Origin of the sequence: Phytohabitans houttuyneae (assembly GCF_011764425.1) — a bacterium.
In the GTDB taxonomy this organism is placed as follows: domain Bacteria; phylum Actinomycetota; class Actinomycetes; order Mycobacteriales; family Micromonosporaceae; genus Phytohabitans; species Phytohabitans houttuyneae.
The window spans coordinates 2,133,781-2,158,872 of sequence record NZ_BLPF01000002.1 but is presented as its reverse complement, the minus strand read 5'-3'; the positions used below and the strand labels follow the sequence as shown (position 1 = coordinate 2,158,872).

Annotated in this window: 21 protein-coding genes; 9 read left to right on the top strand and 12 right to left on the bottom strand. The window is 74.4% G+C overall.

What is annotated here, in order from left to right:
- Window positions 1–906: an amidohydrolase family protein gene (locus Phou_RS32820; RefSeq protein ID WP_173063345.1), complete on the top strand. Its 906-nt coding sequence runs from the start codon at window positions 1–3 to the stop codon at window positions 904–906.
- On the opposite strand, the gene Phou_RS32815 is transcribed toward Phou_RS32820, so the two are convergent.
- Complete coding sequence (locus Phou_RS32815) at window positions 889–1,434, bottom strand: YwqG family protein (protein ID WP_218579305.1); 546 nt, start codon at window positions 1,432–1,434, stop codon at window positions 889–891. The genes Phou_RS32820 and Phou_RS32815 overlap by 18 nt on opposite strands.
- A gap of 284 nt (window positions 1,435–1,718) precedes the next feature.
- On the bottom strand, window positions 1,719–3,734 hold the full coding sequence (locus Phou_RS32810; RefSeq protein WP_173063343.1) for an FAD-dependent oxidoreductase: 2,016 nt from the start codon (window positions 3,732–3,734) through the stop codon (window positions 1,719–1,721).
- Between the two features lie 158 nt (window positions 3,735–3,892).
- Here Phou_RS32810 and Phou_RS32805 point away from each other — a divergent pair, with 158 nt between their 5' ends.
- Window positions 3,893–5,530 carry a cellulose-binding domain-containing protein gene (locus Phou_RS32805; RefSeq protein ID WP_173063342.1) on the top strand — a complete coding sequence of 546 codons (1,638 nt, stop codon included), beginning with the start codon at window positions 3,893–3,895 and terminating at the stop codon, window positions 5,528–5,530.
- Between the two features lie 52 nt (window positions 5,531–5,582).
- Here Phou_RS32805 and Phou_RS32800 read toward each other — a convergent pair whose 3' ends face one another.
- Both Phou_RS32800 and Phou_RS32795 read right to left on the bottom strand, forming a co-directional pair.
- On the bottom strand, window positions 5,583–6,425 hold the full coding sequence (locus Phou_RS32800) for a hypothetical protein (protein WP_173063339.1): 843 nt from the start codon (window positions 6,423–6,425) through the stop codon (window positions 5,583–5,585).
- Window positions 6,418–6,945 (bottom strand): SigE family RNA polymerase sigma factor, encoded by a 528-nt coding sequence (locus tag Phou_RS32795; RefSeq protein WP_173063336.1) that lies wholly within the window; start codon window positions 6,943–6,945, stop codon window positions 6,418–6,420. The genes Phou_RS32800 and Phou_RS32795 overlap by 8 nt, the downstream gene beginning before the upstream one ends.
- Before the next feature lie 80 nt (window positions 6,946–7,025).
- Between Phou_RS32795 and Phou_RS32790 the strand changes: the two genes are divergently transcribed.
- A complete protein-coding gene (locus Phou_RS32790; protein WP_173063335.1) occupies window positions 7,026–8,030 on the top strand; it encodes a class I mannose-6-phosphate isomerase in 1,005 nt (334 codons plus the stop codon).
- Between the two features lie 133 nt (window positions 8,031–8,163).
- Here the strand turns inward: Phou_RS32790 and Phou_RS32785 are convergent, their stop codons facing one another.
- Window positions 8,164–8,793: a TetR/AcrR family transcriptional regulator gene (locus Phou_RS32785; RefSeq protein WP_173063334.1), complete on the bottom strand. Its 630-nt coding sequence runs from the start codon at window positions 8,791–8,793 to the stop codon at window positions 8,164–8,166.
- 59 nt (window positions 8,794–8,852) lie between these two features.
- On the opposite strand from Phou_RS32785, the gene Phou_RS32780 reads away from it, so the two are divergent.
- On the top strand, window positions 8,853–9,155 hold the full coding sequence (locus Phou_RS32780; RefSeq protein ID WP_173063333.1) for a hypothetical protein: 303 nt from the start codon (window positions 8,853–8,855) through the stop codon (window positions 9,153–9,155).
- Between the two features lie 108 nt (window positions 9,156–9,263).
- Here the strand turns inward: Phou_RS32780 and Phou_RS32775 are convergent, their stop codons facing one another.
- The gene (locus tag Phou_RS32775) at window positions 9,264–10,202 is read right to left on the bottom strand and encodes an EamA family transporter (RefSeq protein WP_173063332.1); all 939 of its coding nucleotides are present in this window, start codon (window positions 10,200–10,202) and stop codon (window positions 9,264–9,266) included.
- A gap of 65 nt (window positions 10,203–10,267) precedes the next feature.
- Between Phou_RS32775 and Phou_RS32770 the strand changes: the two genes are divergently transcribed.
- Window positions 10,268–10,759, top strand: a complete 492-nt coding sequence (locus Phou_RS32770) for an Lrp/AsnC family transcriptional regulator (RefSeq protein ID WP_173063331.1) — start codon at window positions 10,268–10,270, stop codon at window positions 10,757–10,759.
- Here the strand turns inward: Phou_RS32770 and Phou_RS32765 are convergent.
- The 5 genes from Phou_RS32765 to Phou_RS32740 all read right to left on the bottom strand — a co-directional run bounded on the left by Phou_RS32765 (window position 10,756) and on the right by Phou_RS32740 (window position 16,828).
- Window positions 10,756–12,027: a hypothetical protein gene (locus Phou_RS32765; RefSeq protein WP_173063330.1), complete on the bottom strand. Its 1,272-nt coding sequence runs from the start codon at window positions 12,025–12,027 to the stop codon at window positions 10,756–10,758. The two genes, Phou_RS32770 and Phou_RS32765, sit on opposite strands and share 4 nt — an antisense overlap.
- Window positions 12,024–12,548: a SigE family RNA polymerase sigma factor gene (locus tag Phou_RS32760; RefSeq protein WP_173063329.1), complete on the bottom strand. Its 525-nt coding sequence runs from the start codon at window positions 12,546–12,548 to the stop codon at window positions 12,024–12,026. Before Phou_RS32760 ends, Phou_RS32765 begins: the two co-directional genes overlap by 4 nt.
- Window positions 12,549–12,620: 72 nt before the next feature.
- Complete coding sequence (locus tag Phou_RS32755) at window positions 12,621–13,445, bottom strand: carbohydrate ABC transporter permease (RefSeq protein ID WP_246274009.1); 825 nt, start codon at window positions 13,443–13,445, stop codon at window positions 12,621–12,623.
- Window positions 13,442–15,664 carry an extracellular solute-binding protein gene (locus Phou_RS51450; protein WP_218579304.1) on the bottom strand — a complete coding sequence of 741 codons (2,223 nt, stop codon included), beginning with the start codon at window positions 15,662–15,664 and terminating at the stop codon, window positions 13,442–13,444. Before Phou_RS51450 ends, Phou_RS32755 begins: the two co-directional genes overlap by 4 nt.
- The gene (locus Phou_RS32740) at window positions 15,665–16,828 is read right to left on the bottom strand and encodes an ROK family transcriptional regulator (RefSeq protein ID WP_218579303.1); all 1,164 of its coding nucleotides are present in this window, start codon (window positions 16,826–16,828) and stop codon (window positions 15,665–15,667) included.
- A gap of 70 nt (window positions 16,829–16,898) precedes the next feature.
- Here Phou_RS32740 and Phou_RS32735 point away from each other — a divergent pair, with 70 nt between their 5' ends.
- The 4 genes from Phou_RS32735 to Phou_RS32720 all read left to right on the top strand — a co-directional run bounded on the left by Phou_RS32735 (window position 16,899) and on the right by Phou_RS32720 (window position 21,828).
- Window positions 16,899–18,983: an alpha-N-acetylglucosaminidase gene (locus tag Phou_RS32735; RefSeq protein WP_173063325.1), complete on the top strand. Its 2,085-nt coding sequence runs from the start codon at window positions 16,899–16,901 to the stop codon at window positions 18,981–18,983.
- A complete protein-coding gene (locus Phou_RS32730; protein WP_173063324.1) occupies window positions 18,980–19,894 on the top strand; it encodes an N-acetylmuramic acid 6-phosphate etherase in 915 nt (304 codons plus the stop codon). Before Phou_RS32735 ends, Phou_RS32730 begins: the two co-directional genes overlap by 4 nt.
- Window positions 19,884–20,822: an N-acetylglucosamine kinase gene (locus Phou_RS32725; RefSeq protein ID WP_218579302.1), complete on the top strand. Its 939-nt coding sequence runs from the start codon at window positions 19,884–19,886 to the stop codon at window positions 20,820–20,822. Before Phou_RS32730 ends, Phou_RS32725 begins: the two co-directional genes overlap by 11 nt.
- Window positions 20,823–21,261: 439 nt before the next feature.
- Window positions 21,262–21,828 carry a dihydrofolate reductase family protein gene (locus tag Phou_RS32720; protein WP_173063323.1) on the top strand — a complete coding sequence of 189 codons (567 nt, stop codon included), beginning with the start codon at window positions 21,262–21,264 and terminating at the stop codon, window positions 21,826–21,828.
- Here the strand turns inward: Phou_RS32720 and Phou_RS32715 are convergent.
- Window positions 21,813–25,049 carry an ATP-binding protein gene (locus tag Phou_RS32715; protein ID WP_173063322.1) on the bottom strand — a complete coding sequence of 1,079 codons (3,237 nt, stop codon included), beginning with the start codon at window positions 25,047–25,049 and terminating at the stop codon, window positions 21,813–21,815. The genes Phou_RS32720 and Phou_RS32715 overlap by 16 nt on opposite strands.
- Between the last annotated feature and the right edge of the window lie 43 nt (window positions 25,050–25,092).

Genomic DNA, 25,092 nt, shown 5'->3' with positions numbered 1-25,092 from the left:
ATGACCGACATCGTCGACGCGCACCACCACCTGTGGCGGCGGGCGGACCTGCCGTGGCTGAGCGGCGAGATGGTGCCGCGGATCTTCGGCCCCTACGAGCCGATCCGCCGCGACTACCTCGCCGCCGAGTACATCGCCGAGGCGACCGCGTGCGGCATCACGTCCTCCGTGTACATCCAGACGAACTGGCCCCTCGACCGGTCGGTCGACGAGGTGCGGTGGCTCAGCGAGGTACACGCGGAAAGCGGCTGGCCCACCGCCGTCGTGGGATCCGCGGACCTCTTCGCCGCGGACGCCGCCGACGTGATGCGCCGCCAGGCGGCCGTCACGCCGCTGATGCGGGGCGTGCGGCTCCAGCTGCACTGGCACGAACGCCCGGAGTTCCGCTTCGCCTCCGCGCCGGACCGCATGAACGACCCCACCTTCCGCCGCAACATCGCCGCCCTCGCCGACCTGGGCTGGCTCTTCGAGCTGCAGGTCTTCGCCGGGCAGATGGCGGACGCGGCGGCGTTCGTGGCGGCGTTTCCGACGACCACGTTCGTGCTGGTGCACGCCGGCATGCCGGACAGCGACGAACCGTCCAGGGTGGACGAGTGGACCCGCGGCATGCGCCGCCTGGCCGGGGAGCCGAACGTGGTGGTCAAGCTGACCGGCCAGGGCACGTTCGTACACCGCGTGGACCAGCCGCTGATCGACCGGGTGACGGCGACGTGCCTTTCGCTGTTCGGCCCGGAGCGCTGCATGTGGGGCAGCAACTTTCCGGTCGAGAAGATCTGGACCGAGCTGCCGCCGCTGGTGTCCGCGTGGCAGCGGGCGCTTTCCCCGTATCCGCAGGACGTGCGGGAGGACGTCTTCAGCCGCACGGCCCGCCGCGTCTACGGCCTGCCGTCAGCCGCACTGCCATAGGAAGCGCCCCTCGTCCCCGTCCGGGGAGACGAACACGTACCCGATGCCCGCGTCGCCGAAGTTGTGGCCGAAGCTGTCGGTGAGCTGCGCCACGAACCGCCAGCCGGGCCCCGGCGTCTCCTCACCCTGCAGCCAGCGCGGCTCGCCACCCAGAAACTGCCACGGCTCCCGGCCGGCGTCCACCACGAAGTCGACCGGCAGGTGGTCCGCCGCCGGCCAGGCCGGCCCCTCGGCCTGCGCCCGCACGGTGACGAACGGCGGCACCTGCCCACCCGGCTGGACGATGACCGCGTTTTCGCCGCCGTCCGGCTCCCAGGTGCCGTCGACGTAGTCGTCGCCGTCGGTCATGAAGACGTACGCCAGGCGGGCCTCGCCGCCGCCGTCGATCCGGAACTGCCCGATGAACTGCATCGGCTCGCCGAGCGAGGCCGACAGTGGCCACTGTGGATCCTCCAGCCACCGGGGCTGACCACCCATTTTGGTCACCGCCTCGCCGGCCGGCACCGTGCCCGGCTCGAATCGGACCACGCGCCGCAAAACCTTCACACTCCCATCACACGGTCCGGCCGGCGCGCGTCCCAGAATGGGACGATGTCAACGGCCGGACCCAGCAGTCGCATGCTACGGCCCCGCACACCCGCCGCACTGCCCCTCGCGCCGCGCCCCAGCTCCAGAGCCTCGCGACCGGCGACGGAGGTCGGCGGGCCGGGCCCGAAAGCGCGACCAGCCGCGGAGGGTGAGGCCGCGGGAGCGACGGTCCGGACCACGGCGGACGTCGCGGTAGCTCAAGTAAGCGGATCGGATGCGGGCCGTCACGGGCTGAGCAGCCACCGCGCGGCGTCCGCGACCACGTACCCGTCCGTGCCCTCGGTGCGGATCAGCAGGCTGCCCGCCGTGCCCGCGGCGAACGTGTACGAGCCCATCGCGACCCACTGGCCGCCGCTCGACCGCTGGTTGACCACCCGGTTGGTGGTCCCGCCACTGTGGACGATGTCGACCGGGACGTTGCTGGCGCGGTTCGGGTCGGCCGTCCATCGTAGATAGACCTGGTACGTGCCGGCGGACGGCAGCGTCGGCCGAAAGCGCAGCCGGTTGACGCCCTTGGCGGTGTTGCCGTCGTGCTCGTAGTCCGGCCCCCAGTATCCGCCGACCGACGTGCTCGCCACCCACGTGCCGGCCCTCGTCACGCCGGCGTCGCGGCTGTCCACGACGATCTCGCCGGGTCCGGGCGGCGGCGGCCACTGCAGCAGCTGGCCGTCGGCGAGCAGGCGGGCGCGCAGCGTCGGGTACGGCACCTGCTGCACCGCCGAGCCAGCCGCGAGCGCCAGGACCGCCGCGGTCGCCGCCGACTGCCCGAGGATCATGAATACCGGCTCCATGCGGATCGAGCCGTACGCGATGTGGCTGGCCGACAGGCACACCGGCACGGCGAGGTTGGCGCACTGCGCCTCCTGCGGCACGATCGCGCGGAAGCTGATCCCGTACGGCGCGGGGACGCCGACCTGCACGTCGCCCTCGTTGCGCACCAGGCCGGAGACCACGACGCGCTGGCAGTTGTGCGAGTCCATCGTGTAGCTGGCCAGCCCCACCGGGTCGCTCGCCACCGCCTGGCCCCGGCAGTCGCGCTCGGTCATCACGTACGCCGCGCGCATGCGCCGCGCCTCGCGCACGTAGAGCTGCGGCGGCCACCCGCCGGTCGCCGTGAACTCGTCCGGGGCGAGGCCCCACGACGCGGTCGAGGCGCGGATCGCGGCGGGCACGCGGGGGTCGTTCGCCAGAAACCACATCAACCCTTGCTGGTACGTGGTGTGCGCGGCCGCGATGCTGTCCCGCGCGGCGTACGAGGCGGTGGGGTAGGAGTAGTTGGCGCCGATGAAGTCGGTCGAGAACGCGCCGTTGTTGTTGGAGTCGGTCTTGCCGCCGCCCACGCCGTGCGTGGTGAAGAACGGCCCGGTCGCGCCCGCCTGGATGTGGCGCAGCAGCAGCTCGTACCGGATCGGGTCGTAGCCGGCCGGGCGCGGGAACGGGATGCGGCCCGCGGCCTGGGTCAGGCACATCCGGTAGTTGTAGGCCTGGATGAGGTCGTCGCCGGACCCGGCCGGCGCGAGCGGCACCGCGGAGACGCCGGGGAGCAGGCCGCTCGCCGGGTTGCCGTCCACCACGTAGGGCGAGACCGGCAGCGTGAACTGGTGGCCGCCGCGCAGCTGCACCCCGTTGATCGTCTCGCCGTAGGTCGCGTTGCTCTCCCGCCCGACGGTCCAGGTCACGCCCGCGAGGTGCATGAGGTCGCCCTCGTAGGACGCGTCGATCCACATCGCGCCGCGGAACGCCTGCCCGTTGTCGGCGGCGACCTCGACGATCCGGTTGGCCGACCTGGTCACCGACGCCAGCCGAACCCCGAGGTAGACCGGCACTCCCGCCTCGGCGAGCAGGTCGTCGAAGACCGCGCGCGCCACGTGCGGCTCGAACGTCATCCGGGTCGGCGAGGTCGGCGTCACGGCGGTGCCGTTGTACTTGGCGTAGATCCGCCGGTAGAACTCGCCCGCGATCCCCTTGATCGACGCCGCGGTGCCGCTGTCGGTCTGGCCGAGGCCGCCGGTACTGAGGCCGCCGAGGTGCGGTGACGCCTCCAGCACGAGCGCGGTGCGACCCATCCGCCGCGCCTGGACCGCCGCGACGAGGCCACCCGATGTGGCGCCGTAGACGACCAGGTCGGCGGTGACGAGCGGGGCGGCCAGCGCGGCCGGCGCGAAGCCGGTGACGCCGGTGGTGACGACGACGGCGCCGCCGGCGCGCAGCAGCGCGCGGCGGGACACGGATGACGGCATGGGATCGCTCCTCGCGCAGCCGGACAGACTCAGCTGGACAGAACCGTGGGAGCGCGCCGCCGCTACCCATCGATGATTTTAATCGGATTTCGGTTATCCGCGGCATACCCGGGGCGTCTACCTGTGCGGTTGGACCACATCCACAGGAGGTCAGAGCAATGGCACAGCACCGGACCGGCAGAGCCTGGCGGGCGGCCGCCGCGGCCACGATAGCGGCGGCCAGCGCCGGCGCGGCACTCGTGACGGCGGTGTCGGCGCAGGCGGCGACGGGCTGCCAGGTCACGTACGCGATCGGGTCATCGTGGTCCGGCGGGTTCGGCGCCAGCATCGCCATCACGAACTACGGCGCTCCCGTCAACGGCTGGACGCTGACCTGGACCTTCACCGCCGGCCAGACGGTCACGCAGTCGTGGGGCTTCACCGCGAACCCGGCCAGCGGCACCGTGACCGCCCGCAACGCCGACTACACCGCGTCGATCCCCACCGGCGGCACGGTCAGCGGCGGCTTCAACGGGACCTGGAACAACGCGTCCAACCCGGTGCCGGCGAGCTTCACGCTCAACGGCACGGTGTGCAACGGCCAGGTCGATCCGACCACGCCGCCGCCGACCTCGCAGGCACCGACCAGCGCCCCGCCCACGACCGCTCCCCCGCCCACGACGCCGCCGCCCACGACCGCTCCCCCGCCCGCCAACTCTCTGATCGTCGCGCCGAACGGGAACGACTCCAACGCCGGCACGCTCGCCGCGCCGCTGGCGAGCCTGGCCCGCGCGGTCGAGTTGGCGACGCCGGGCACCACGATCGCGCTGCGCGGCGGCACGTACCAGTTCAGCACCAACGTGCGCGTCATGAAGGACGGCACGGCCGCCAACCCCTACACCGTCACGAACTACAACGGCGAGCGGGTCGTCCTCGACGGCGAAAACCTGCCGCACACCCCGGCGCCGCTCAACGGCAGCATCCCCAACCTGGAGCGCGGCGTGCTGCACATCGAGGCGGACTACTGGCGCTTCCGCGGCCTGGAGATCGTCCACGGGCCGTACGCGATCTTCTGCCGGGACTGCAACAACAACGTCTTCGACCGCCTCGTGACCCGCGACAACTACGAGTCGGGGCTGCAGATCCAGAGCGCGTCCAGCAACAACCAGGTGCTCAACCTCGACTCGTACGGCAACCGCGACCCGCGCAAGAACGGCGAGAGCGCCGACGGCCTGGCCATCAAGGAGGGCTCCGGCACCGGCAACGTGGTGCGCGGCGCCCGCCTGTGGAACAACTCCGACGACGGCTTCGACGCCTGGCTCTTCACCTCGCCGATCCTGATCGAGGGCTCGGCCGCGTGGGGCAACGGCGTCAACCGGTGGAGCCTGCCGGACTACGTCGGCGACGGCAACGGCTTCAAGATGGGCGGCGGCGACCCCGACCCGCCGGCCAACCACACCATCCGCAACAGCTTCGCCTTCGACAACGCGGTGGGTGGCTTCATCGACAACGGCAACCCCGGCACGATCACCGTCGACCGCAACAGCGCCTGGCGCAACGGGGACGGCGGCTTCAAGTTCGCCAACTCGACGTCGCGGCTGACCGGCAACCTCGCGGTCGCCAACGGAGCCGGCGTCTCCCTCGGCAGCTCCACCCACACCGGCAACTCGTGGAACATCAAGAGCTCCTGGAGCGCGGCCGACCTGGCCAGTACCAACTTCTCGACGCTGACCGGCCCGCGCAACGCGGACGGCGGCATCCGCTCGTCCACCTTCCTGCAGCCGACCACGTACCCGAACCTGGGCGCCCGCATCTGACCAACCCACCGGGGCGGGCCTCGGCCCGCCCCCGGATCAGGCCCCCGTTGCCCTACTCCGCCGGCGGCCCGATGACCTTGCCGGCCGCGTCGTAGATCTTGATCAGCGGATGCGCGGCGTCGCGCGGGTTGACGTCGGCGCCGGCCGGGACGCCGGTGATCCAGTAGACGACCAGCTCCGGGTGCGCGCTCCACCGCTTCCACCCGACGGTCAGCGGCGTGCCGTCGTACGTCGCGGTGATCCGGTCGACCGGGCCGATGAACGAGCCGACGATCGTCGTGGTGGCGTCCGGACCGGGGAAGACCGGCCCGTCGAACTCGGCGGAGATGGCCGGGTAGCCCTCGGCCGCCGGCGGCAGCGCGAACATGAACGAGCAGCCGAGGCTCTCCACCTGGCCGGTGACCCGGTCGCCGAGACCGACCGCGAAACCGGCCTTCGCCGGGTCCGCCTCGTCGTCGCGGACAAACCGCACCATGAGCTCCTTGCCGGCGGAGTTGGTGGCGCCGGTCCAGATGCTGTCGCCGACGACCTGGGCGTTCTGCGCGTCGGTGGGGCAGCCGACGCTCGGGTCCAGCGGAGTCCTGGTCGGCCCCGGCGTCAGCAGGGTGGGGTCGGGTACCGGGCCGGCCGGCGTCACGTCCAGCAGCTCGACGGAGGGTGTCGGCGTGGGTGGCGGGGAGCCGCCCACCGGCATGCTGTCCCCGTCGCCGCCGCCCGTCGACAGGACGGCGACCGGCAGCGCCACGGCCATCACCGTGGCACCGGCCGCGGCCGCGACGGTCCGCCGGTGGGCGCGGCGCCGGCCGCCGCGCAGGATCTCCTCGGCGCTGGCCCGGGGCGCCAGGTCGGCGGTCTCCCTCGCCATCGCCCGCCCCAGGTCCGCGATGTCACGCATGGCCACTCAACTCCTCTTCGGACGGTTCGGTCAGGTCCGGTGACAGCCGCAGCTTCGCCAGCGCGCGGGCGGTGGTGCTCTTCACCGTGCCCACGCTGACGCCCAGCTCCTGTGCGGTGTCGTGCTCGCTGAGGTCGGCGAAGTACCGCAGCACCACGGCCGCCCGCTCCCGCCGGGTCAGCCGCTGCAGCGCCCGGCCGATCTGGTCGCGGTGCACCACCGCGGCGGCCGGGTCGTCCAGGCCGGCGCGCTCGGGCGGGGCGGACACCGTACGCTCCCGCCAGGTCCGCGGCGCCCGCCACCAGTCGGTGTGCAGGTTGACCAGGACCCGCCGCACGTACCGGTACGCGTCCTGCTCGCGCACCCGCCGCCACGCCACGTACGAGCGGGTCAGCGCCGCCTGGTACAGGTCCTCGGCGGTGGCGGTCTGGCCGGTGAGCAGGTACGCGACCCGGTACAGCTGGGGACCGCACTCACGGACGAACCGGACGAAGCTCTCGTCGTGCTCGGGACCCCGCATCACGCTACCTTCGGTCGGCTGCCTCACCCTCCTGTACGAGATGGCCCGTGCCCAGGTTGCGCGCAGTACGGTTGGCCGTCATGGCACTCACGCCGCTGCCGGCCAACACGCCGCGCTCGTTCTACCGCGGCGCCGGCCGCATCCACCGCTTCCGGGGCATCGCCGCGCCCGACGACCCGCACTACCCGGAAGACTGGATCGCGTCGACGACCAGCCGTTTCGGGCAGGCACCGGTGGGCCTGTCGACGCTGCCGGGCGGGGAGCCGGTCGCGGACGCGATCGCGGCGCGGCCCGAGTGGTGGCTGGGCCCGGCGCACGTGGCGGCACACGGCGCCGACCCGACCATCCTGGTCAAGCTGCTCGACGCCGGGCAGCGCCTGCCCCTGCACGTCCACCCCGACCGCCGCTTCGCCCGTGACCACCTCGCGTCGCCGTACGGCAAGAGCGAGGCGTGGGTGATCGTCGAGGCGGCGCCGGACGCGGTCGTGCACCTCGGGTTCGCCCGGGACGTGCCGGCGGGTGAGCTCGCCGGCTGGGTCGCCGACCAGCGGATCGGCGAGATGCTCGCGGCCACCAACCAGGTGCCGGTACGGGCCGGCGACGCGGTCGTCTGCCCCGCCGGGGTGCCGCACGCGATCGGCGAGGGCGTCTTCCTCGTCGAGGTGCAGGAGCCGACCGACTTCTCGCTGCTGCTGGAGTGGAAGGGCTTCACCGACGGCCCGGAGGGCGGCCACCTCGGCCTCGGCCACGACCTCGCGCTGTCCTGTGTGGACCGGCAGGGCTGGACGCCCGAGCGCCTCGACGGCCTGCGCGGCACGCGCGCCTCGGACCGGCCCGGCGTGCGCCGCCTCTTCCCGGACCTGGCCGACCCGTTCTTCGCGGCCGAGCGGCTGCGCCCGGACCCGACCAGCGCGCTCGAGGCGGCCTTCTCCGTGGTGGTGGTGACGGCCGGGTCGGGCACGCTGGCGCCTGCGCAGGGGCCGCCGCTGGCCGTCCGCGCCGGCGACACGGTGCTCGTGCCCCACGCCGCCGGCCCGTGCACCCTGCGCGGGACGGTGGAGGCGATCCGCTGCAAACCGGCCTAGTGCGGCGACCACCATGGTTCGCCGGGTTCCCCGGCGAACCAGGCCCTGCAAGGCGCAGGGTTTCCGGGTCCGCCCGCGCAGCGGGCGGACCCGGAAACGTTAGTGGTCACCGCACTGGCGAGGCGATCGGCGCCTAGCCGCAGAGCTGGCCTTCGAGGGTGTCGTGGACCCAGGTCTCCCACTGGTCGTGGGTCCAGCCGCGGTCGCGGACGAACAGCAGGTACAGCTCGGGGCTCAGCAGGCCGAACAGCACGTCGGCCGCGTGCTCGGCGGTGAGGCCGGCGCGGGCGCCCGGCTTGGCGACGAGGCTGCGGGCGGCGGCGGTCTGCACCACGAGGCGCGGGTCCGCGTCGCGCGGCCACATCTGCGCGACGGTCGGGTCCTGCTCGCCGGCGGCGCGCAGGACATCCATGATCGGCGCCACCCGCCGCAGCACCTGGCTGCTGCCGTGCACGTGGGCGCGCAGGTGCGCGCCGGCGGTCCGCGTCGCCAGCGCGTCGACGAACCACGGCCGCTCCATCGTCGGGACCGGCTCGTCGTCGCCGGCGATCGTCGTGTCGACGACCTCTTTGAGCAGCGAGGGCTTGTTGCCGAACGTGAAGTAGATCGTCTGCACCGCCACGCCCGCGCGGTCGGCAACGCTCTGCAGCGTCGTGGCCCCGTACCCCTGGGCGACGAAGAGGTCGCGCGCCGCCTGCGCGATCCGGCGGCGGGTCTCGCGTGACCTCTCGCCCTTTTTCCCGGTGCTGGTGACGGACCGCATGGCCGCACTCTAACACTAGAGTTAGACTCTAGAAACCGACTCTAGGAAGGTGCGACACAATGACGATCATCCGAACCACCCGGTACGTCGTGGAGCCGTCCAACGCCGAGGCGCTGCTGGAGCGGCGTGCCGTCCTGCTGGACGCGATCCGCTCCCGGTGCGGCGGCCCGGACGAGGCCCGGCTGCTCCGGGTCGACGCGCGGACCTGGATGGACATGTGGCGGTGGGACAGCGACGACGCTCTGCGCGCCGCGCTCGAGGCCGCGCCCGGCATGCCCGAGGCGGCCGCCGCGTTCGCCCTCACGAAGGACCTCGACGTCGAGGAGGGCGCCCTGGTCACCGAGGACGCCTGGTCCCGATAACGGCCGCGCCCCCGGCGGCGAAAGGGGGGCGGCCTTCAAAGGTCCAACCCGAAGCAGATCAGGGCTACCGCGACGCCCGTCGTGGTCCGGACCGTTGCTCCCGCGGCCTCACCCTCCGCGCTGGCCCAGCTCACCCCGCGAGGCGCCGGCTCCGGCCCGTCCGGCGGACGGGCCGGATGGAGGCTGAGCGCCTTCGGGTGTCGCCGGCGGAGAGTGGACGGCGACACCGGCGACGACGAGCAGGACGCCGGCGACCTCCAGCGCCGTCGGGACCTGGGCCAGCACGACCACGCCGATGACGGTCGCGGTGGCCGGCAGCAGGCACACCATGAGGGCGTACGTGGCGCGCGCCAGCCGGGCCATCGCGAGCTGGTCCGCCACGTACGGCACCACCGACGAGGTGATGCCCACGCCGGCACCCGCGGCCAGCGCGACCGGATCGGTGAAGGCGGGCGCGGCCGCCGCCCCGCCGATGGGCAGCGCGACCACGGCGGCGATCAGCATCGCCAGCGCCAGGCCGTCGATGCCCGGCACGGTGCCGGCACGGGCGACGCGGTGACCCAGCACGATGTACGCGGCGAACAGCACCGCGTTGGCGGCGGCGAGCGCGATGCCGAGCGGCTCGGACACCAGGCGCACGTCGGTGAGCAGGTACACGCCGCCGACCGCGCACAGCAGGGCGGCGACGTTGCGCCGGGTGCGGGCGGCGAAGGCGGCGAGCACGATCACCGGCAGGAACTCGATCGCGGCGACGGTGCCGAGCGGCAGCCGTTCCAGCGCGAGGTAGAAGACGCTGTTCATCAGCGCCAGCACCGCCGCCCACCCGGCGAGCAGCCGCCGGGTCGGGCGGTCCAGCCCCGACCACAGCCGCCACGGTCGGCGCCACAGCGCGAACACCGCCGCGGCCGAGGCGATCCGCAGCCAGGCGACACCGAGCGCGTCGACGCGGGCGAAGAGCAGCACCGCGAACGCCGGCCCCAGGTAGTGGAACACCGCACTGACCGCGAAGTAGGCGTGCGGCGGCACGCGGGCAGCCGACCGTGACATGCACCTATCCTCGAAAGCGTGGGCGCCTGCGACCATGCGCTTTCGAAGGACGAGGGGGCGATTCGATGAGCATCCGCGCGGCCCGGCCGCCATCTGGCCTTCCGGAGGGAAAGTCGCTGCTCGACGAGACCAACCGGCGGCTGCTCGACGCCCTCCAGGAGGACCCGCGGGCCAGCGCCGCGCAGCTCGCCCGGCGGGTCGGCATGTCCGCGCCGGCGGTCCGCGAGCGCGTCGCCCGCCTGGAGGAGGCGGGCGTGATCCGCGGGTACCGGCTGGACATCGACCCCGCCGCGGTCGGCCTGCCGGTCTCCGCGTGGGTACGCATCCGTCCCGGCCCGGGGCAGCTGCCGAAGATCGCCGAGCTGGCCCGGCGCACGCCCGAGGTCAGCGAGTGCCACCGCATCTCCGGCGAGGACTGCTTCCTGCTCAAGGTGCACGTACCGGCGATCGAGTCCCTGGAGGGGGTCCTCGACCAGTTCCTCCTCCATGGACAGACGATCAGCTCGTTCATCGTGTCCACGCCGGTGCCCCCGCGCAACCCGGGGCTGCCGTCCTAACGCAGCGGCACGTCGGCCGCCGCGCCCGTGCGCGGGGTGACGCGCACCTCGACGGCCGTGGGCGGGAGCAGCGCCGCGTCGCGCCCCGCCGGGCGCAGGCCGGGCTCGCCGGCGGCGCGGTAGTGGAGGGCGGAGCCGGGCGCGACGGCGAGCGTGCCCAGCCCCCCGGCGAGCCGCAGCGACACCGGCAGCGCCGACCGCCAGTTCACGAAGCCGCCCGCCACCACCTCGTAGTCCGTCCCACCCCGGGCGGCCAGGACGACGACGCGGGCCGGGTCGTCGTCGAGCTGGAGGGTCAGCGCCAGGAGCCGCCGCCCGTCCGGCGTCCGGCCGTAGACGGTCACGTTCGGCAGGTCGGGGTTTTCGCCGTGGGTGCCGTAGCTGTCCTGGTACGGGTCGAGCGCGGCACCGCCGTGCGCGAACGCGCGCTCCCGCTCCGCCCACAGCCGCTCGGCACCGGGCAGCACGTAGTCGAGCTGCTCCGGCACCCGTACGTCGCCCGGCTCCGGGTAGAGCACCACCGTGGCGTTGGTGATGTAGACCTGGTCGGGCGCGACCGGCCACACCCGGCGCAGCGCCACCGTCAGGTCCGAGACCTGCCGGCCGACCAGGCGCCACCCGGCTCCGCCCGTGAAGGCGAACGGCTCGAAGGTGCGCACGACCTTCCCGTCCGCGGAGTACCCGAGCGAGGGTGAGAACTCGACCGGCCAGCCGAAGTCCAGCACGAGCAGCACGTCGCGGTCGGGGCCGAGCAGGATCGCCTGGGGTACCCCTTCCAGGCTGTCCGGGCGGTTGACCGGCGTGACGGTCGCGACCCTCGGCCCGCCGGCCGTCGGCTCGATCCACCCGACCGCCGCGCCCGTGCCGCCGCGCTGGGCGACGAACGCGGCCGGTCCGGCCGGGGTGTCGCCCGCCCACCACACGTGCGGCTCGCCGCGCATCCCCGGCAGCGGGTCGTCCATCGCGAGCCACTGGCGCCGCACCTCGCGCAGGTACGCCCCGTCGCCGGCGCGGTCCCCGCGGGTCGGCTCGGCGAACAGCGGCGAGCCCGGCTCCAGCGGCTCCGGCTCCGCGCCGCCCCGGGGGCGCAGCACCGCGCCGGCCGAGGCCGCGGCGACGACGGCGAGCCCGCTGGTGAGTACCGCGCGGCGCCGCCACACCCGCCGCTGCCCGCCGCGGCGCACGTCGTCGAGCAGGTGGGGCGGGGCGGCGAGGTGGTCGGTCGCGCGCAGCAGGGCGGCGCGCACCTCGCGCTCGGAGAGGGTCATCGCGTCCTCCGCGGTTCGTCGGAAACGGGCACCGCGACGCCGGAGTCGGCGAGCGCGTCACGGAGCCTGGCCAGCGCCCGGAACGTGTGGCTCTTCACCGTGCCCTCGGAGCAGTCCAGCGCGGCCGCGGTCTCCGCGACCGAGAGGTCCTGCAGGTAGCGCAGCACCACGGCGGCGCGCTGGCGGTACGGCACGTCGCGCAGGGCAGCGACGACCGCCTCGCGCAGCGCGACGTCACCGGCGTGGTCGGCCGCCGGCGGGTCGAACTCGCCCAGCGCCTGCTCGGGACGGCGGGCGCGCCGGCGCCAGCGGTTGGCGGCGCGGTTGACCAGGGCCCGGCGCGCGTACGCCTCGGGAGTCGACCGGATCCGGCGCCACCGCACGAACACCTGCTCCAGCACCTCCTGGACCAGGTCCTCGGCCGCGTGGCGGTCGCCGGTCAGCAGGTACGCCGTCCGCAGCAGGGCGTCCGACCTGGTGCGCACGAAGTCGTCGAACTCCGCGCCGCGCACATCCCGCATCCAGCCCTCCCCTGCCTCGTCACACACCAGGACACCGGGCGGCGGCGCGGGGTTTACCGTACCGGCGGGCGGTCAGCCTTTGATCGCTCCCTGGGTCAGGCCGCTGACGAAGTTGCGCTGGAAGACGAGGTACAGCAGCACGATCGGGCCGATGACGATCAGGCTGGCGGCGGAGAGCAGCGGGATGTTCGTGGAGTACTGGCCGACGAAGAAGCCCAGGCCGGACGGGGCGGTGCGCAGGTCGGGGTTCTGCATCAGCACGATCACCAGCAGGAACTGGTTCCACGACCACATGAAGTACAGCAGGCCCAGCGTGGTGATCGCCGGCCAGGAGATCGGCAGCAGCACCCGCAGCAGGATCGTGAAGCTGCGCGCCCCGTCCACGCGGGCCGCCTCGAGCAGCTCGGCCGGCAGCGACGCGAAGTGGTTCTGCATCCAGTAGACGCCGAACGGCATGAACAGCGCCGCCTCGGCGAGGATCACGCCCAGGTACGAGTTGGTGAGCCCGACCTGCTGCAGGTCGAAGTAGAGGGCGACCACGACGAGCTCGATGGGCAGCGTCAGGCCCAGCACGAACGCCACCGACATCGACCGCCCGCCCGGCGGGTCGAGGGTGGCCAGCGAGTACGCGGCGAGGGTGGCGAGCACGAGCGCGAGCGGCACGACGCCCACCGCGATGATCACGCTGGAGAGCACGAGCCGGGTGAAGTTGGCCTCGCGCCAGGCGTCCGCGAAGTTGGCCCACGACCACTCGGTGGGGATGCTGAGGCCGGAGATCTGTGCGCCGGAGGGGTGCAGGGCGGCGAGCACGATGCTCACGAACGGCAGCAGGACCGCGGTCGCCATCAGGATGAGGACCAGGTGGCGACCGACGGTCAGGGCGCGTGCGGTGTTCACGCCTTCTCCCGGGTGACGAGGCGGATCGCGGTGACGAAGACGATCACGACGAGGGTGAGGACGACCGCCAGGGCGCTCGCCCGGCCGATGTCGCTCTCGTTGAAGGCCAGCCGGTACACCAGCAGGCCGGGCACTGTCGTCTGGTTGGCCGGGCCGCCGTTGGTGGTCACGAAGACGAGGTCGAAGCTGGCCAGCGCGGCGATCGTGGTGATGACGCTCGCGATGGTGATCTCGCCGCGGAGGGCCGGCAGCGTGACCGTGAAGAACTTGCGGACGGGGCCGCCGCCGTCGAGGGCGACCGCCTCGTAGAGCGAGACGTCCACCTTCTGCACGCCGGCGAGGAAGAGCACCATGCACAGCCCGCTCATCGCCCAGGTGCCGATCAGGCCGAGCGCGACGAGCGCGAAGTCGTAGTCGCCGAGCCAGGCGCGGGTGACGCCGTCCAGGCCGACGGCGCGCAGGCCGTGGTTGACCAGGCCGTCCTCGTTGTACAGCCAGCGCCAGGTGATGCCGACCGCGACGAGCGGCAGCACCTGGGGCAGGAAGAAGATGACCCGGTACGCGGTCATGCCGCGCACCCCGCCCTGCAGCAGCGCCGTCATCAGCAGGCCGAACCCGCACGGGATGACCGCGAAGAAGAGGATCAGCACGATCGCGTGCCACAGCGCGGGTCCGAGCGTGGGGTCGGTGAAGACGTCGGCGTAGTTGTCCAGCCCGGCCCAGGTGGCCGGCAGGATGCCGTCCCAGTGCAGGAACGAGAGCCACACCGTGTGGATCGCCGGCCAGATCGCGAACGCCAGGTACACCGCCGCGGCGGGCGCGATGTAGGCGAGCGCGACGAGCCGCCGGCGGGTCCTTCTCGCGGCCGTCCGGCCGGGGCGGATCACGGTCCGCTCCGGCCGGGCGACGGTGCGAGGGGCGGTGCGAAGGTCAGCCATGGTATTGCGTCCACGACTCCTGCAACGACGCGAGGAACTCCTCGGGGTGGTCTGCTTGCTGAGCAGGCCCTGCACGCCCGCGGTGAGCCGGTCGATCATGTTCGGCGAGGCGAAGTCCGGGAACGGGACGATGCCGTCCGCGTCCACCACCTTCTTGAACTCGCCGGCGATGTCGGCGCGCAGCCCGGTCGCCGTGATCGCGGCGTCGTTGTTGACCGGCATGAAGCCGGTGTCGAACTGGACCTTCGCCGCCTCCGGCGAGCGCATGAAGTCCAGGAACGCCGCGGCCTCGTTCGGGTGCTTGGTCTTCGACGAGATGGAGTACGCGACGCTCGCGCCGGACGCCACGGCCGCGTCGCCGGCGGCGACCTGCGGCAGCAGGAAGAAGCCGACGTTGTCGCCCATGGCCTCGCCGATCGCGGCGGCGGCCCAGTTGCCGGTGATCAGGTACGCGCTCTTGCCGGCCGTGAAGTTGGCCTGCGCGTCGCTGTCCGCGGTCGCGTTGGCGGACGGCGGGACGTAGCCGGCGGCGGCCCAGTCGACGATCTTCTGCGCCGCCTGCTTCGCCCCGTCGGTCTCGATCGTGGCGCCGGGCTTGCCGTACACCCAGTCCCGGTACTGTCCCTCGTCGCCGAGCACGTTGTAGAACGCGTTCCACAGCTGGAAGCCGCCGACCTGCAGGCCGCCCAGGCTGAACGGGGTGGTGCCGCTCTTCTTCACCGCGGCGACCTGCTGCTCGAACTCGGCGAGCGTGGCCGGCGGCGGCGACTTCGCGAGGGACTTGTTGTAGTACACGCCGAGCACCGACAGCGCGCCGGGCACCGCGTAGAGGCCGCCCGTGCCGTACTCCTTGGCCTCCTTGTTGGACCGGAGCACCTCGAGGCTGGAGGCGGGGAAGCCGTCGCCCCAGCCGTACAGCTTCTCGTAGGGCGCGAGGTCGTAGATGAGCCCGGCCGGCACGAGCGAGCGCATGGCGCCCGGGTTGTACTCGGCGATGTCCGGCGGCGTGGAGGAGGCCATCGAGAGCTTGATGGACTTCACGTAGTCGGAGAACGGCGTCTGCTGCCCCTTGATCGTGATGTTGGGGTGCTTGGCCTGGAACGCGTCGATGAGCGCCTGGGTGGGCGGGTCGTCCGTGTACGCCAGCGTGAGCGTGACCGGCTCGGTCGTGAGGTCCTTGGACACGTCGCTCGGCGCGGCGGGTGTGCCGCCGCCGGACTCCGCGCAGCCGGCGAGCGCCAGCAGGAGTGCGGCGGCGGCCGCGATTGACTTGGTGCGCATCTATGTCTCCTTGCGGATGGCGGAGGCGTCGAACCGCTCGCGCTCCACCCAGGACAGTGAGTGGCGGATGGCGCCCTGGACGATCGCGTCCGCGCCGAGCGTGGAGATCTCCAGCCGGGGCTGGTTGAGTTTCTCCGCCCGGAGCGCGTCGACGAGGGCGTCGAGCAGCACCGGACCCAGTTGTGCGATGTCGCCGCCGATGACGATCACCTCGGGGTCGAGGAGCGCCCGGATGGCGGCGATGCCCTTGGCGAAGCGGCGGGCGACGGTCTGGATGGCGGCCAGCCCGGCGGGCGTGGCGGTGAGCTCGGCGATCGTCCCGGCTCCGGCCAGGCGCAGCAGCTCGCGCGTGCCGGCCCAGCGCTCGAACGGGCCGAGGTCGCCGTCGCCGCCCGCCTCGCTCTGCGGCGCCAGCAGGTCGAGGTAGCCGAGGTCGCCGGCGTCGTTGGAGGCGCCGCGGTAGAGCTCGCCGCGCAGCTCGATGCCGGCGCCGATCCGCTCGCCCCAGTCGATGAAGACCAGCGAGTCCTCCACGTGGGGCGCGCCGCGCCAGCGCTCGCCGCGGGTGGCGAGCTTGATGTCGTTGTCCACGTAGAGCGGGGCGTCGACGGCGGCGCGCACGCCGGCGAGGATGGCGTCGCCGACCGCCTCGGGCATGCTCACGCTGAGCGCGACGTGGCCGGTGACCGGGTTGACGATGCCGGGCGCGGACGCCGACACGTGCCACACGTCGGACGGGTCGAGGCCGGCGCGGTCGAGCAGGTCGCGCACGGCCGCGGCGAGGGAGCCGGCCAGTGCGGCCGCACCGTCCCGGCGCAGCGGGCCGGTGGCCTCGGTGGTCACCGTGCCGGCCAGGTCGGCGACCACGCCGCGCACGTGGCCGGGCTGCACGTCGAGGCCGAGCACGTGACCGGCCTCGGCACGGAACCGGACCATCTGCGGTGGCCGGCCGGCAGCCGCGGCCGCCCGGTCGGGGGCGGACATCTCGATCAGCCCCATCGCCTCCAGCACGGCCAGCGAGCGGGAGACCGCCTGCCGGGAGAGCCCGGCGTCCTTGGCGAGGGCGGAGACGCTCGCGCGGCCGGCGGAACGCAGGCGCGTGAGGATCGCCGAGGCGTTGACCTCGAGCATGAACTTCGTCCCGACAGCTACGTTGCGCTCCACCGCGTCTCCCCTCCGGCGATGCCGTACGCTAACATACTTACGCACCGTACGGAAGTAATGGAGTGACCGCATGCCACCGACGTGGGCACCGACCGTGCAGGGACTCTGGGCCCGCGTGACCGGCGGCGACGTGCCGCTCGACCTGGGCCCGCTGCCCGGGCCGAGGGCCTACTCGGTCACCGCCGCCGGCGGCCGCGTGCGGGTCGCCGCCAGCGACGCCGTCTCGGCGTGCGTCGCCATCCACGCCTACATGCGCGAGGCGCACGGGATCCGGGTGAGCTGGGACTCCGACCTCCCCCTCGGGCTGGCGGAGGCCGGCTCGGCGACGGTCACCGGCAAGGCCCGGGTGGCCGAGTTCTACTACCTCAACTTCTGCACGTTCGGCTACACGACGGCGTACTGGGACTGGGCCGACTGGGAGCGGGAGATCGACTGGATGGCCCTGCACGGCGTGACGATGCCGCTGAGCCTGGTCGGCCACGAGGCGGTGCTCGCGCGGGCGTTCGGGCGGCTCGGCATGAGCGAGGCGCAGACCCGCGAGTTCCTCGGCGGCCCCGGCTACCTGCCCTGGGTCTACATGGGCTGCCTCGACAGCTTCGCCGGGCCGCTGCCCGACGGGTGGATCGGGCTGCACCTCGACCTCGGCCGCCGCATCCTGCAGCGGCAGCGCGCGTTCGGGATGACGCCGGTGCTGCCCGCGTTCACCGGGCACGTGCCGCGGCGGCTCGCCCCGCCCGGCGCCCGCACCCGCCTGTGGCAGGGCATGGAGACGGCCGTCGTCGCCCCCGACGACCCGCTCTTCCACCGGCTCGCCACCGAGGTCGTCACCGCGCAGCGCGACCTGCTCGGCACCGACGACCTCTACGCCGCCGACCCGTTCATCGAGATGATCCCGGCCGACACCGACGGCGACGCCGGCTACCCGGCGGCCGTCGCCACCGCGATCGTCGAGGGGCTGCGGGCGGCCGACCCCTACGCCACCTGGGTGCTCCAGTCCTGGCCGTTCTCGTACCAGAGCGACTACTGGACCCGGGAGCGGATCGCCGCGTTCCTCGACCGGGTGCCGCGCGAGGCCGTGCTCCTGCTGGACCTGTGGGGCGAGGCCGACCCGCAGTGGGAGCGCCTCGACGGGTTCGCCGGCCGCCCCTGGATCTGGAACGGACTGCTCAACTTCGGCGGCCGCACCGAGCCGGTGGCCGACCTCGCCGCCACCGACCGCCGCCTCGAAGCCGCGCTCGCCGCGCCGCGCCCGCCGATCGGGCTCGGCCTCACGATGGAGGCGATCCACAACAACCCCGCGTTCTTCGCGCTGGTCGCCGACCGCGCGTGGCGGGCCGCGCCCGCCGGGGTCGAGGCGTGGACGAGGGGGTACGGGCGGGAGCGGTACGGCACCGCGGACCCCGCGACGGACCGGGCGTGGCAGGCGCTGCGCCGCTCGGTGCTGGACGGCGACGCCCGGTCGATCTTCCCGGAGCGGTTCATCTCGGTGGCCGTCACCCGGCCCGACTACGGCCGCGCGCTCGACCTCGACGCGCAGGTGCGGGCGGCGCTCTTCTACCGCCCGGAGGACCTGACCGAGGCCTGCGCGGCGCTGCTGGAGGCGCCCGCGTCCGGGCCGGCCGGCAACGACCTGGCGCTCGCCACCGCCGCCCTGCTGCTGCGCGTCATCGACCACCGGTACCTCGACGTGGTGGCCGCCGCCCGCGCCGGCCGGCGGGACCCGGCCGCGGCCGAGGCGTTCCTGCTCGCCTTCGACGACCTCGACGCGCTGGTGGCGACCCGGCCCGAGCTGCGCCTCTCGACCTGGGTGAGCGCCGCGCGGCGGTGGGGCGGGCCGGCGGAGGACAACGCCCGCCGCATCCTGACCGCGTGGAACACGGCGGACAACCCGGCGCTGCACGACTACTCGGCACGGATCTGGAGCGGGCTCGTCGGCGGCTATCACAAGCGCCGGTGGGAGCTGTGGCTGCGCCACCTCCCGCTCACCCCGGACGGGCACGCCGCCGCGCAGGCCGCGCTCGACGCCGACCTGCGCCAGCTTGCCGAGCGCTTCATCGCGCGGGGCCCGGCGGACGGCCCGCCCGGCACCGACGTCCGGACGGCCGCCCGCGACGTCCTCCACCGGTACGGCGCCGAGTTCCGGGCGCTGCGATGACCGAAAGGAAAACCGTGCCCCCTTCGACCGAGGCGCGCAACCCGCGCACCACCGACATCGACCGCTGGCCCGCCGGCCAGGTGATCGAGGCACTGCTCACCGAGGACGCCGCCGGCATCGAGGCGGCCCGGTCGGCGGCGCCGGCCCTCGCCGAGGCGGTGGAGCGGACACTGGAGCGCGTCGCGCGCGGCGGCCGGGTGCACTACTTCGGTGCCGGCGCCTCCGGCCGGCTGGCCGTGCTCGACGCGACCGAGGCGACGCCGACCTTCGACGCCCCGCCCGGGCTCTTCACGCCGCACTTTCCCGGCGGACCGGCGGCGTTCGCCGACTCCGCGCTGGACTACGAGGACGCGGAGGCCGCCGGGTACGGCGACGCCGGCGAGCTCGGCGAGCGGGACGTCGCGATCGGCATCACGGCGTCCGGCACCACGCGGTACGTCGCGGGCGCGCTCGCCCGGGCCCGCGAGGCGGGCGCCCTGACCGTGCTGATCGCCTGCGCACCCGGCGGCCCGCTCGCCTCCACAGTGGACATAGCGGTCGAGGCGGACACCGGGCCGGAGGCGATCACCGGCTCGACCCGCCTCAAGGCCGGGACGGCCACCAAGGCGCTGGTCAACGCGTTCTCCACGGCGCTGATGGTGCGGTCGGGACGGACGTACTCGAACCTGATGGTCAACCTCGTCGCCACCAACCAGAAGCTGCACGCCCGCGCGGCGTCCGTGATCGCGATGGCCACCGGCCTCGGGCCGCGGGAGTGCGCGGCCGCGCTGGCCGGCGCCGGCGGCGACCTGCCGGTGGCCCTGCTCCACGCGCTCTCCGGCCGGCCGGTCGAGGAGTGCCGGCGCGGCCTGCGCGCGGCCGGCAGCGTACGGGCGGCCCTCGACCTGATGGCCGCCGCCGATGCCCGCTGAGTCGTACGTCGGGGTGGACGTCGGCGGGGGCGGCATCCGGGTCCGGGCGGTGGTGGACGGGCGGCGGCTGCGCGCCAAGGACCGGGGTCCGGTGCCGCGTACGGCGGGCCGGATCGACGCGCCCGCCGTGGCCGCCCGCGTCGGCGGCCTGGTGGCCGGCCTGGGCGAGGTCAAGGCGGACCGGGTGGCGGTCGGCCTCACCGGGATGCCCGGACTGCTGGACAGCCCCGCCGAGCTCGCCGACCACCTGCACCGGCACATCCCGGCCCGTTCGGTGATCATCGCCGGTGACCTGCTCACCACCCACCTCGGCGCGCTCGGCGGCCGCCCGGGCTGCGTGGTCGCCGCCGGTACCGGCGTCATCGCCCTCGGCACCGACCACGCGACCGTGTGGCAGCGGGCCGACGGCTGGGGGTACCTGCTGGGCGACGAGGGCAGCGGCGCGTGGATCGGCCGGCAGGGCCTGCGCGCGGCGCTGCGCGGCGAGGACGGGCGGGACGGCGGCTCGGCGGCCCTGCGGCGGGCGCTGCTGGCCCGCTTCGGCGACCCGGACGCGGCGCTGCGGGCCGTCTACGGCACGACCTCCCCCGCGCACGAGCTGGCCGCCTTCGCGCCCGACGTGGCGGCCGCCGCCCACGAGGGTGACGCTGTCGCGCGGGACATCTGGCGGCGGGCCGGCACGCACCTGGCGGAGGCCGCGCGGGCGGCCGCGCGCGGGCTACCGGCCGACTTCTCCTGGGGCGGGCGCCTCTTCGACGCCGGCGACCTGCTCCTGGCGCCGTTTCGGGAGGAGCTGACCCGCCGGGTGCCCGGTGCGCGGCTGGCGAAGCCGCGCGGCCAGGCGGCCGACGGCGCGCTCCTGCTCGCCCGCCGGGGCCTGCTCGACGGCACCGGCCACCTGCGCTTCGCCCGGGAGTTTCCGCGCTAGTGCGGTGGCCGTTTCAAAGACCCAACCCGAACCAGATCCGGGCTACCGCGACGCCCGTCGTGGTCCGGACCGTTGCTCCCGCGGCCTCACCCTCCGCGATGGGCGAGCTCAACCCCGGGTCCCGTTGAGATCGTGGACGTTTGCTGCCCCTCCAGGGGCAGCAAACGACCACGATCTGCTCTGTAGGCCCCTTTGTCGACGCCGGTAGCCCGCGGCAGCGCGCGGCCGACGGCGCTGGTCCATCGGCGCGCCGCTGGTTCCTGGGCGCATTCGTGCGCCCAGCTTGAGAGCCACTCCCGGCAACCCCATGGGACCGGTCTGCGGGAGCTGGCTCTTCGGGGTGACCGCGACCGAGCCCGGAGGGTGAGGCCGCGGGAGCAACGGCGCTCGGAAAGCCGACCTGAAGGAAATCGTAAGGGGCCGCGGGCAGGCTCTTGACATGCGAAAACTCATTGAATCCACGTTCGTGTCGCTGGACGGCATCATCGACGACACCCGCCCGTCCACCGCCTCCCGGGCCGAGCCGCAGCACTGGGGCCAGCCGTACTGGGACGACGACCACAACGGCTACGCCGGCAAGCTGCTGACCTCGGCGGACGCGATGCTGCTCGGCCGCGTGACGTACGAGGGCTTCGCCGAGGCGTGGTCGAGCCGCACCGGGCAGGACGCCGACTTCATGAACAGCGTCCCCAAGTACGTGGCCTCGCGCACGCTCACCGAGACCACCTGGAACGCCACCCTGCTCAAGGGAGACGTGGCCGAGGAGGTGGCGCGCCTGAAGGAGCAGCCCGGCAAGGACATCCTGAAGTGGGGCACCGGCGAGCTGGACCGCACGCTGGTGGAGCACGGGCTGGTCGACGAGTTCCACTTCTGGTACTTCCCGGTCATCGTCGGCGCGGGCAAGCACCTCTTCGAGGGCGCCGGGTTCGACACCACCCACCTGAAGCTGGCCGACATCAACCGCTTCGGCTCGGGCATCGTGGTGCACATCTACGTGCCCAAGTAGGCCAGCTCCACGGCCTGTTCGAGCGTGAGCTTGCCGCCGCGCGCGAAGAGGGCGTCGAAGTCGGGCTCCGCGGCCCGGACGGCAGCCTCCGTCCGGGCCAGCTCGGCCTCGTCCACATCGGACAGCCGCGAGTCGGTGGCCGCGCGGGCGGCGCCGGCCGCGCCGAGCAGCTCGGCCGCCAGCCCGGCCCGGCCGTCGAGGGCGAGCGCGCCGGCCATCCCGGACACCGCCCACGCCATGCTTTGCGGCGAGCCGGTCTCGCGGTTGGCCTCGAAGCCCTCGCGGTGCCAGGCCAGCGCCTCGGCCGCGTCGCCGCGGCCGGTGGCGAGCAGGCCGAGCTCGACCAGGATCATCGGAAGGTACGGCGGGCTTGCCTCGCCGCTCTGCTGCGCCCGGGCGGCGGCGAGCAGCCAGCGCAGGTGCTCCTGTGCCGTGTCGAGGTCGCCGGCGCGGCGGGCGGCGAACGCGAGGCTGATCGTGGCGAACACCTCGCCGGAGCGCTGTCCCTGCTCGGCGGAGAGGCGGCGGGCCTGCTCGGCGTACCCCGTCGCGGCCTGAAGCTCGCCCCCCTCGACGCTGAGCCAGGCCAGCCACCCCAGCCGCGCCGCCACGTCCGGCCACAGCCTCAGCTCCTCGGCGATGCGCAGCCCGGAGCGGCTCAGGCGGGCGGCCTCGGCGCGGTCGCCGGTCATGTCGGCGAGGCCGATCAACCAGTCGGTGGCCTGCAGCACGCCCCAGTCGTCGCCGAGCGCGCCGAAGAGGTCGGCGCCGCGCCGCGCGTCCCGCTCCAGCGCGTCCGCGTCGCCGCGCATGTGACCGAGCATCGCGCGGGTGCTGAGGACGGCGGCCTCACCCCACCGGTCCCCCGCCGCCCGGAACGTCGTGAGCGCGCCCTCGAGCATCGCCCCGGTCGCCGCCTCGTCGCCGAAGTCGATGACCGACGCGGCCAGAAACCACTGCGCCCGCGCCCGGTCGCCCGGCTCCGCCACCCGCGCGTACCGGCTCAGCACCTCGTCCGCCAGCTCCGGGCCCGCCTCGCCCTGCCGGAGGGCGAGGCCCGCGGACCAGCACTCGGCGCCGGCCCGCAGCGCGTCCGGGGCCGGGCCGGGCACCGCCAGCGCCGCGGTCAGGGCCCGGCGCGCCTCGGTGTGGCGCCCGCGCAGGATGCGGTACCAGGTGAGCGCGGCGGCCAGCCGCAGCGCCGCCTCGGCGGCACCGTCCCGCCGGAACGTCTCGGCCGCGGCCCGCAGGTTTGCCGCCTCGGCGTCCAGCCGGTCCAGCCACTCCCGCTGCTCGGGCCCGCGCAGCCGCCCCTCGGCCCGCTCGGCCAGCGCCAGGTAGTGGTCGGCGTGGCGGCGGCGCAGCGCGGCCTCCTCCCCCGCCTCGCGCAGCCGGTCCAGGCAGTACGCGGCGACCGACTCCAGCAGCCGGAAGCGGGCCTCGCCGGCGCGGACGACCAGCGAACGGTCGACGAGCCGGGCCACCAGGTCCAGCACCTCCCCGACGTCCACGCCGTCGCCCGCGCACACCGCCTCGGCCGCGGCGAGCGTGCACCCTCCGGAGTGGACGGAGAGGCGGCGCAGCACGGCCCGCTCCGGCTCGGACAGCAGCCGCCAGCTCCAGTCGATGACCGCGGCGAGCGTGCGCTGCCGGTCCGGCGCGTCGCGCGGCGCCGTGCCGAGCAGGCCGAACCGGACGCGCGGCACCCGCAGCCGGGACGCCAGCTCGGTCACGCCCAGCGCGGGCACGCGGGTCGCGGCGAGCTCCAGGGCGAGCGGGATGCCGTCCAGGCGCCGGCAGATCTCGGCCACGGCGGCGACCGTGTCCGGCGCCGGGTCTGCCGCGCTCGCTTCGCCGCTCGGTGCGGATCCCGCCGGGCCCGCGTCCAGGCCGGCGCGGGCCAGGAAGAGGCGTACCGCCGGCGACGCGCCGAGCCGGGCCTGGTCGTCGGTGTCCGGCACCTCCAGCGGCGCCAGCTCCCACCGCGTCTCGCCGCGCAGGCGCAGCGGCTCGCGGCTGGTGGCCAGCACGCGCAGGCCGGGCGCGGCGGCGAGCAGCGCCGCGACGAGGTCGGCCACCGGCTCGACCACGTGCTCGCAGTTGTCCAGCAGCAGCAGCGCCGTCCGCGCGCGCAGCGTGGCGGCGAGCCGCTCGGCGGCCGGCCTGGGCGCGCCCGGCGGTTCCGGCACCGACAGCGCGGACAGCAGCGGCTCGGCGGCGTCTCCGGTGCCGTCCCAGGTGGTGAGGTCGACGAGCCACGCGCCGTCCGGGAAGGCGTCGGCCACGCCGCGGGCCACCGCGAGGGCGACGCTGGTCTTGCCCACTCCGCCGGGACCGGTGAGGGTCACGAGGCGGCCGGCGGCGAGCAGCTCGCGCACGCGCCGCACGGCCGGCTCGCGCCCGATGAGGTCGGTGAGCGGGGCCGGCAGGTTGGTGGCCGGGCGCACCGGCCGGGAAGGCGCGGTGGGCGGGTCCTCCGCGGGGTCGCCGGCGAGGATCGCCCGGTGCAGGGCCGCGAGCTCCGGGCCGGGGTCCAGCCCCAGCTCGTCGGCGAGCACCCGCCGCAGGTCGTGGAAGCTGTCGAGCGCCTCGGGCACCCGGCCCGCGCGGTACAGGGCGCGCATGTGCGCCGCCCGCAGCCGCTCCCGGTACGGGTGCCGGCCCACCGCCTCGGCCAGGTCCGCGGCCAGGTCGCGGTGTTCGCCGAGCGCCAGCCGGGCCTCGGCGTACGACTCCAGCGCCGCGAGCCGCTGCTCCTCCCACCGCGCCACGGCCGCCTCGGCGAACTCCTCGTCCGCGAAGTCGGCCAGCGCCGGCCCCCGCCACAGCTCCAGCGCCTCGGCGAGCAGCCCGGCGCGGGTGCGCGGGTCGGCGGCGGAGCGGGCGCGGCCGGCCAGCGAGGCGAAGCGGGCGGCGTCGACGGCGTCGGGCTCGGCGCGCAGCGCGTAGCCGGGCGGCTGGGAGACGACGAGGTCGCGCCCGCCCGCCTCGGCGCCGGCGAGGGCGCGGCGCAGCTGCGAGACGCGCACGTGCACCGCCGCGCCGGGATCGGCCGGTGCCGCGTCGCCCCAGAGGTCGGCGACCAGCCGGTCGACCGGTACCGCCTGGCCCTCGTGGACCAGCAGGTCGGCGAGCAGGGCCCGCACCTTGCGTCCCGGCACCGCCACCGGCTCACCGGCGTCGGTCCACACGGCCAGCGGCCCCAGCACCCCGAATCGCACAGGGCCACCCTACGGAACCCGAGGTGGCCGGCGGCGGGGTGCG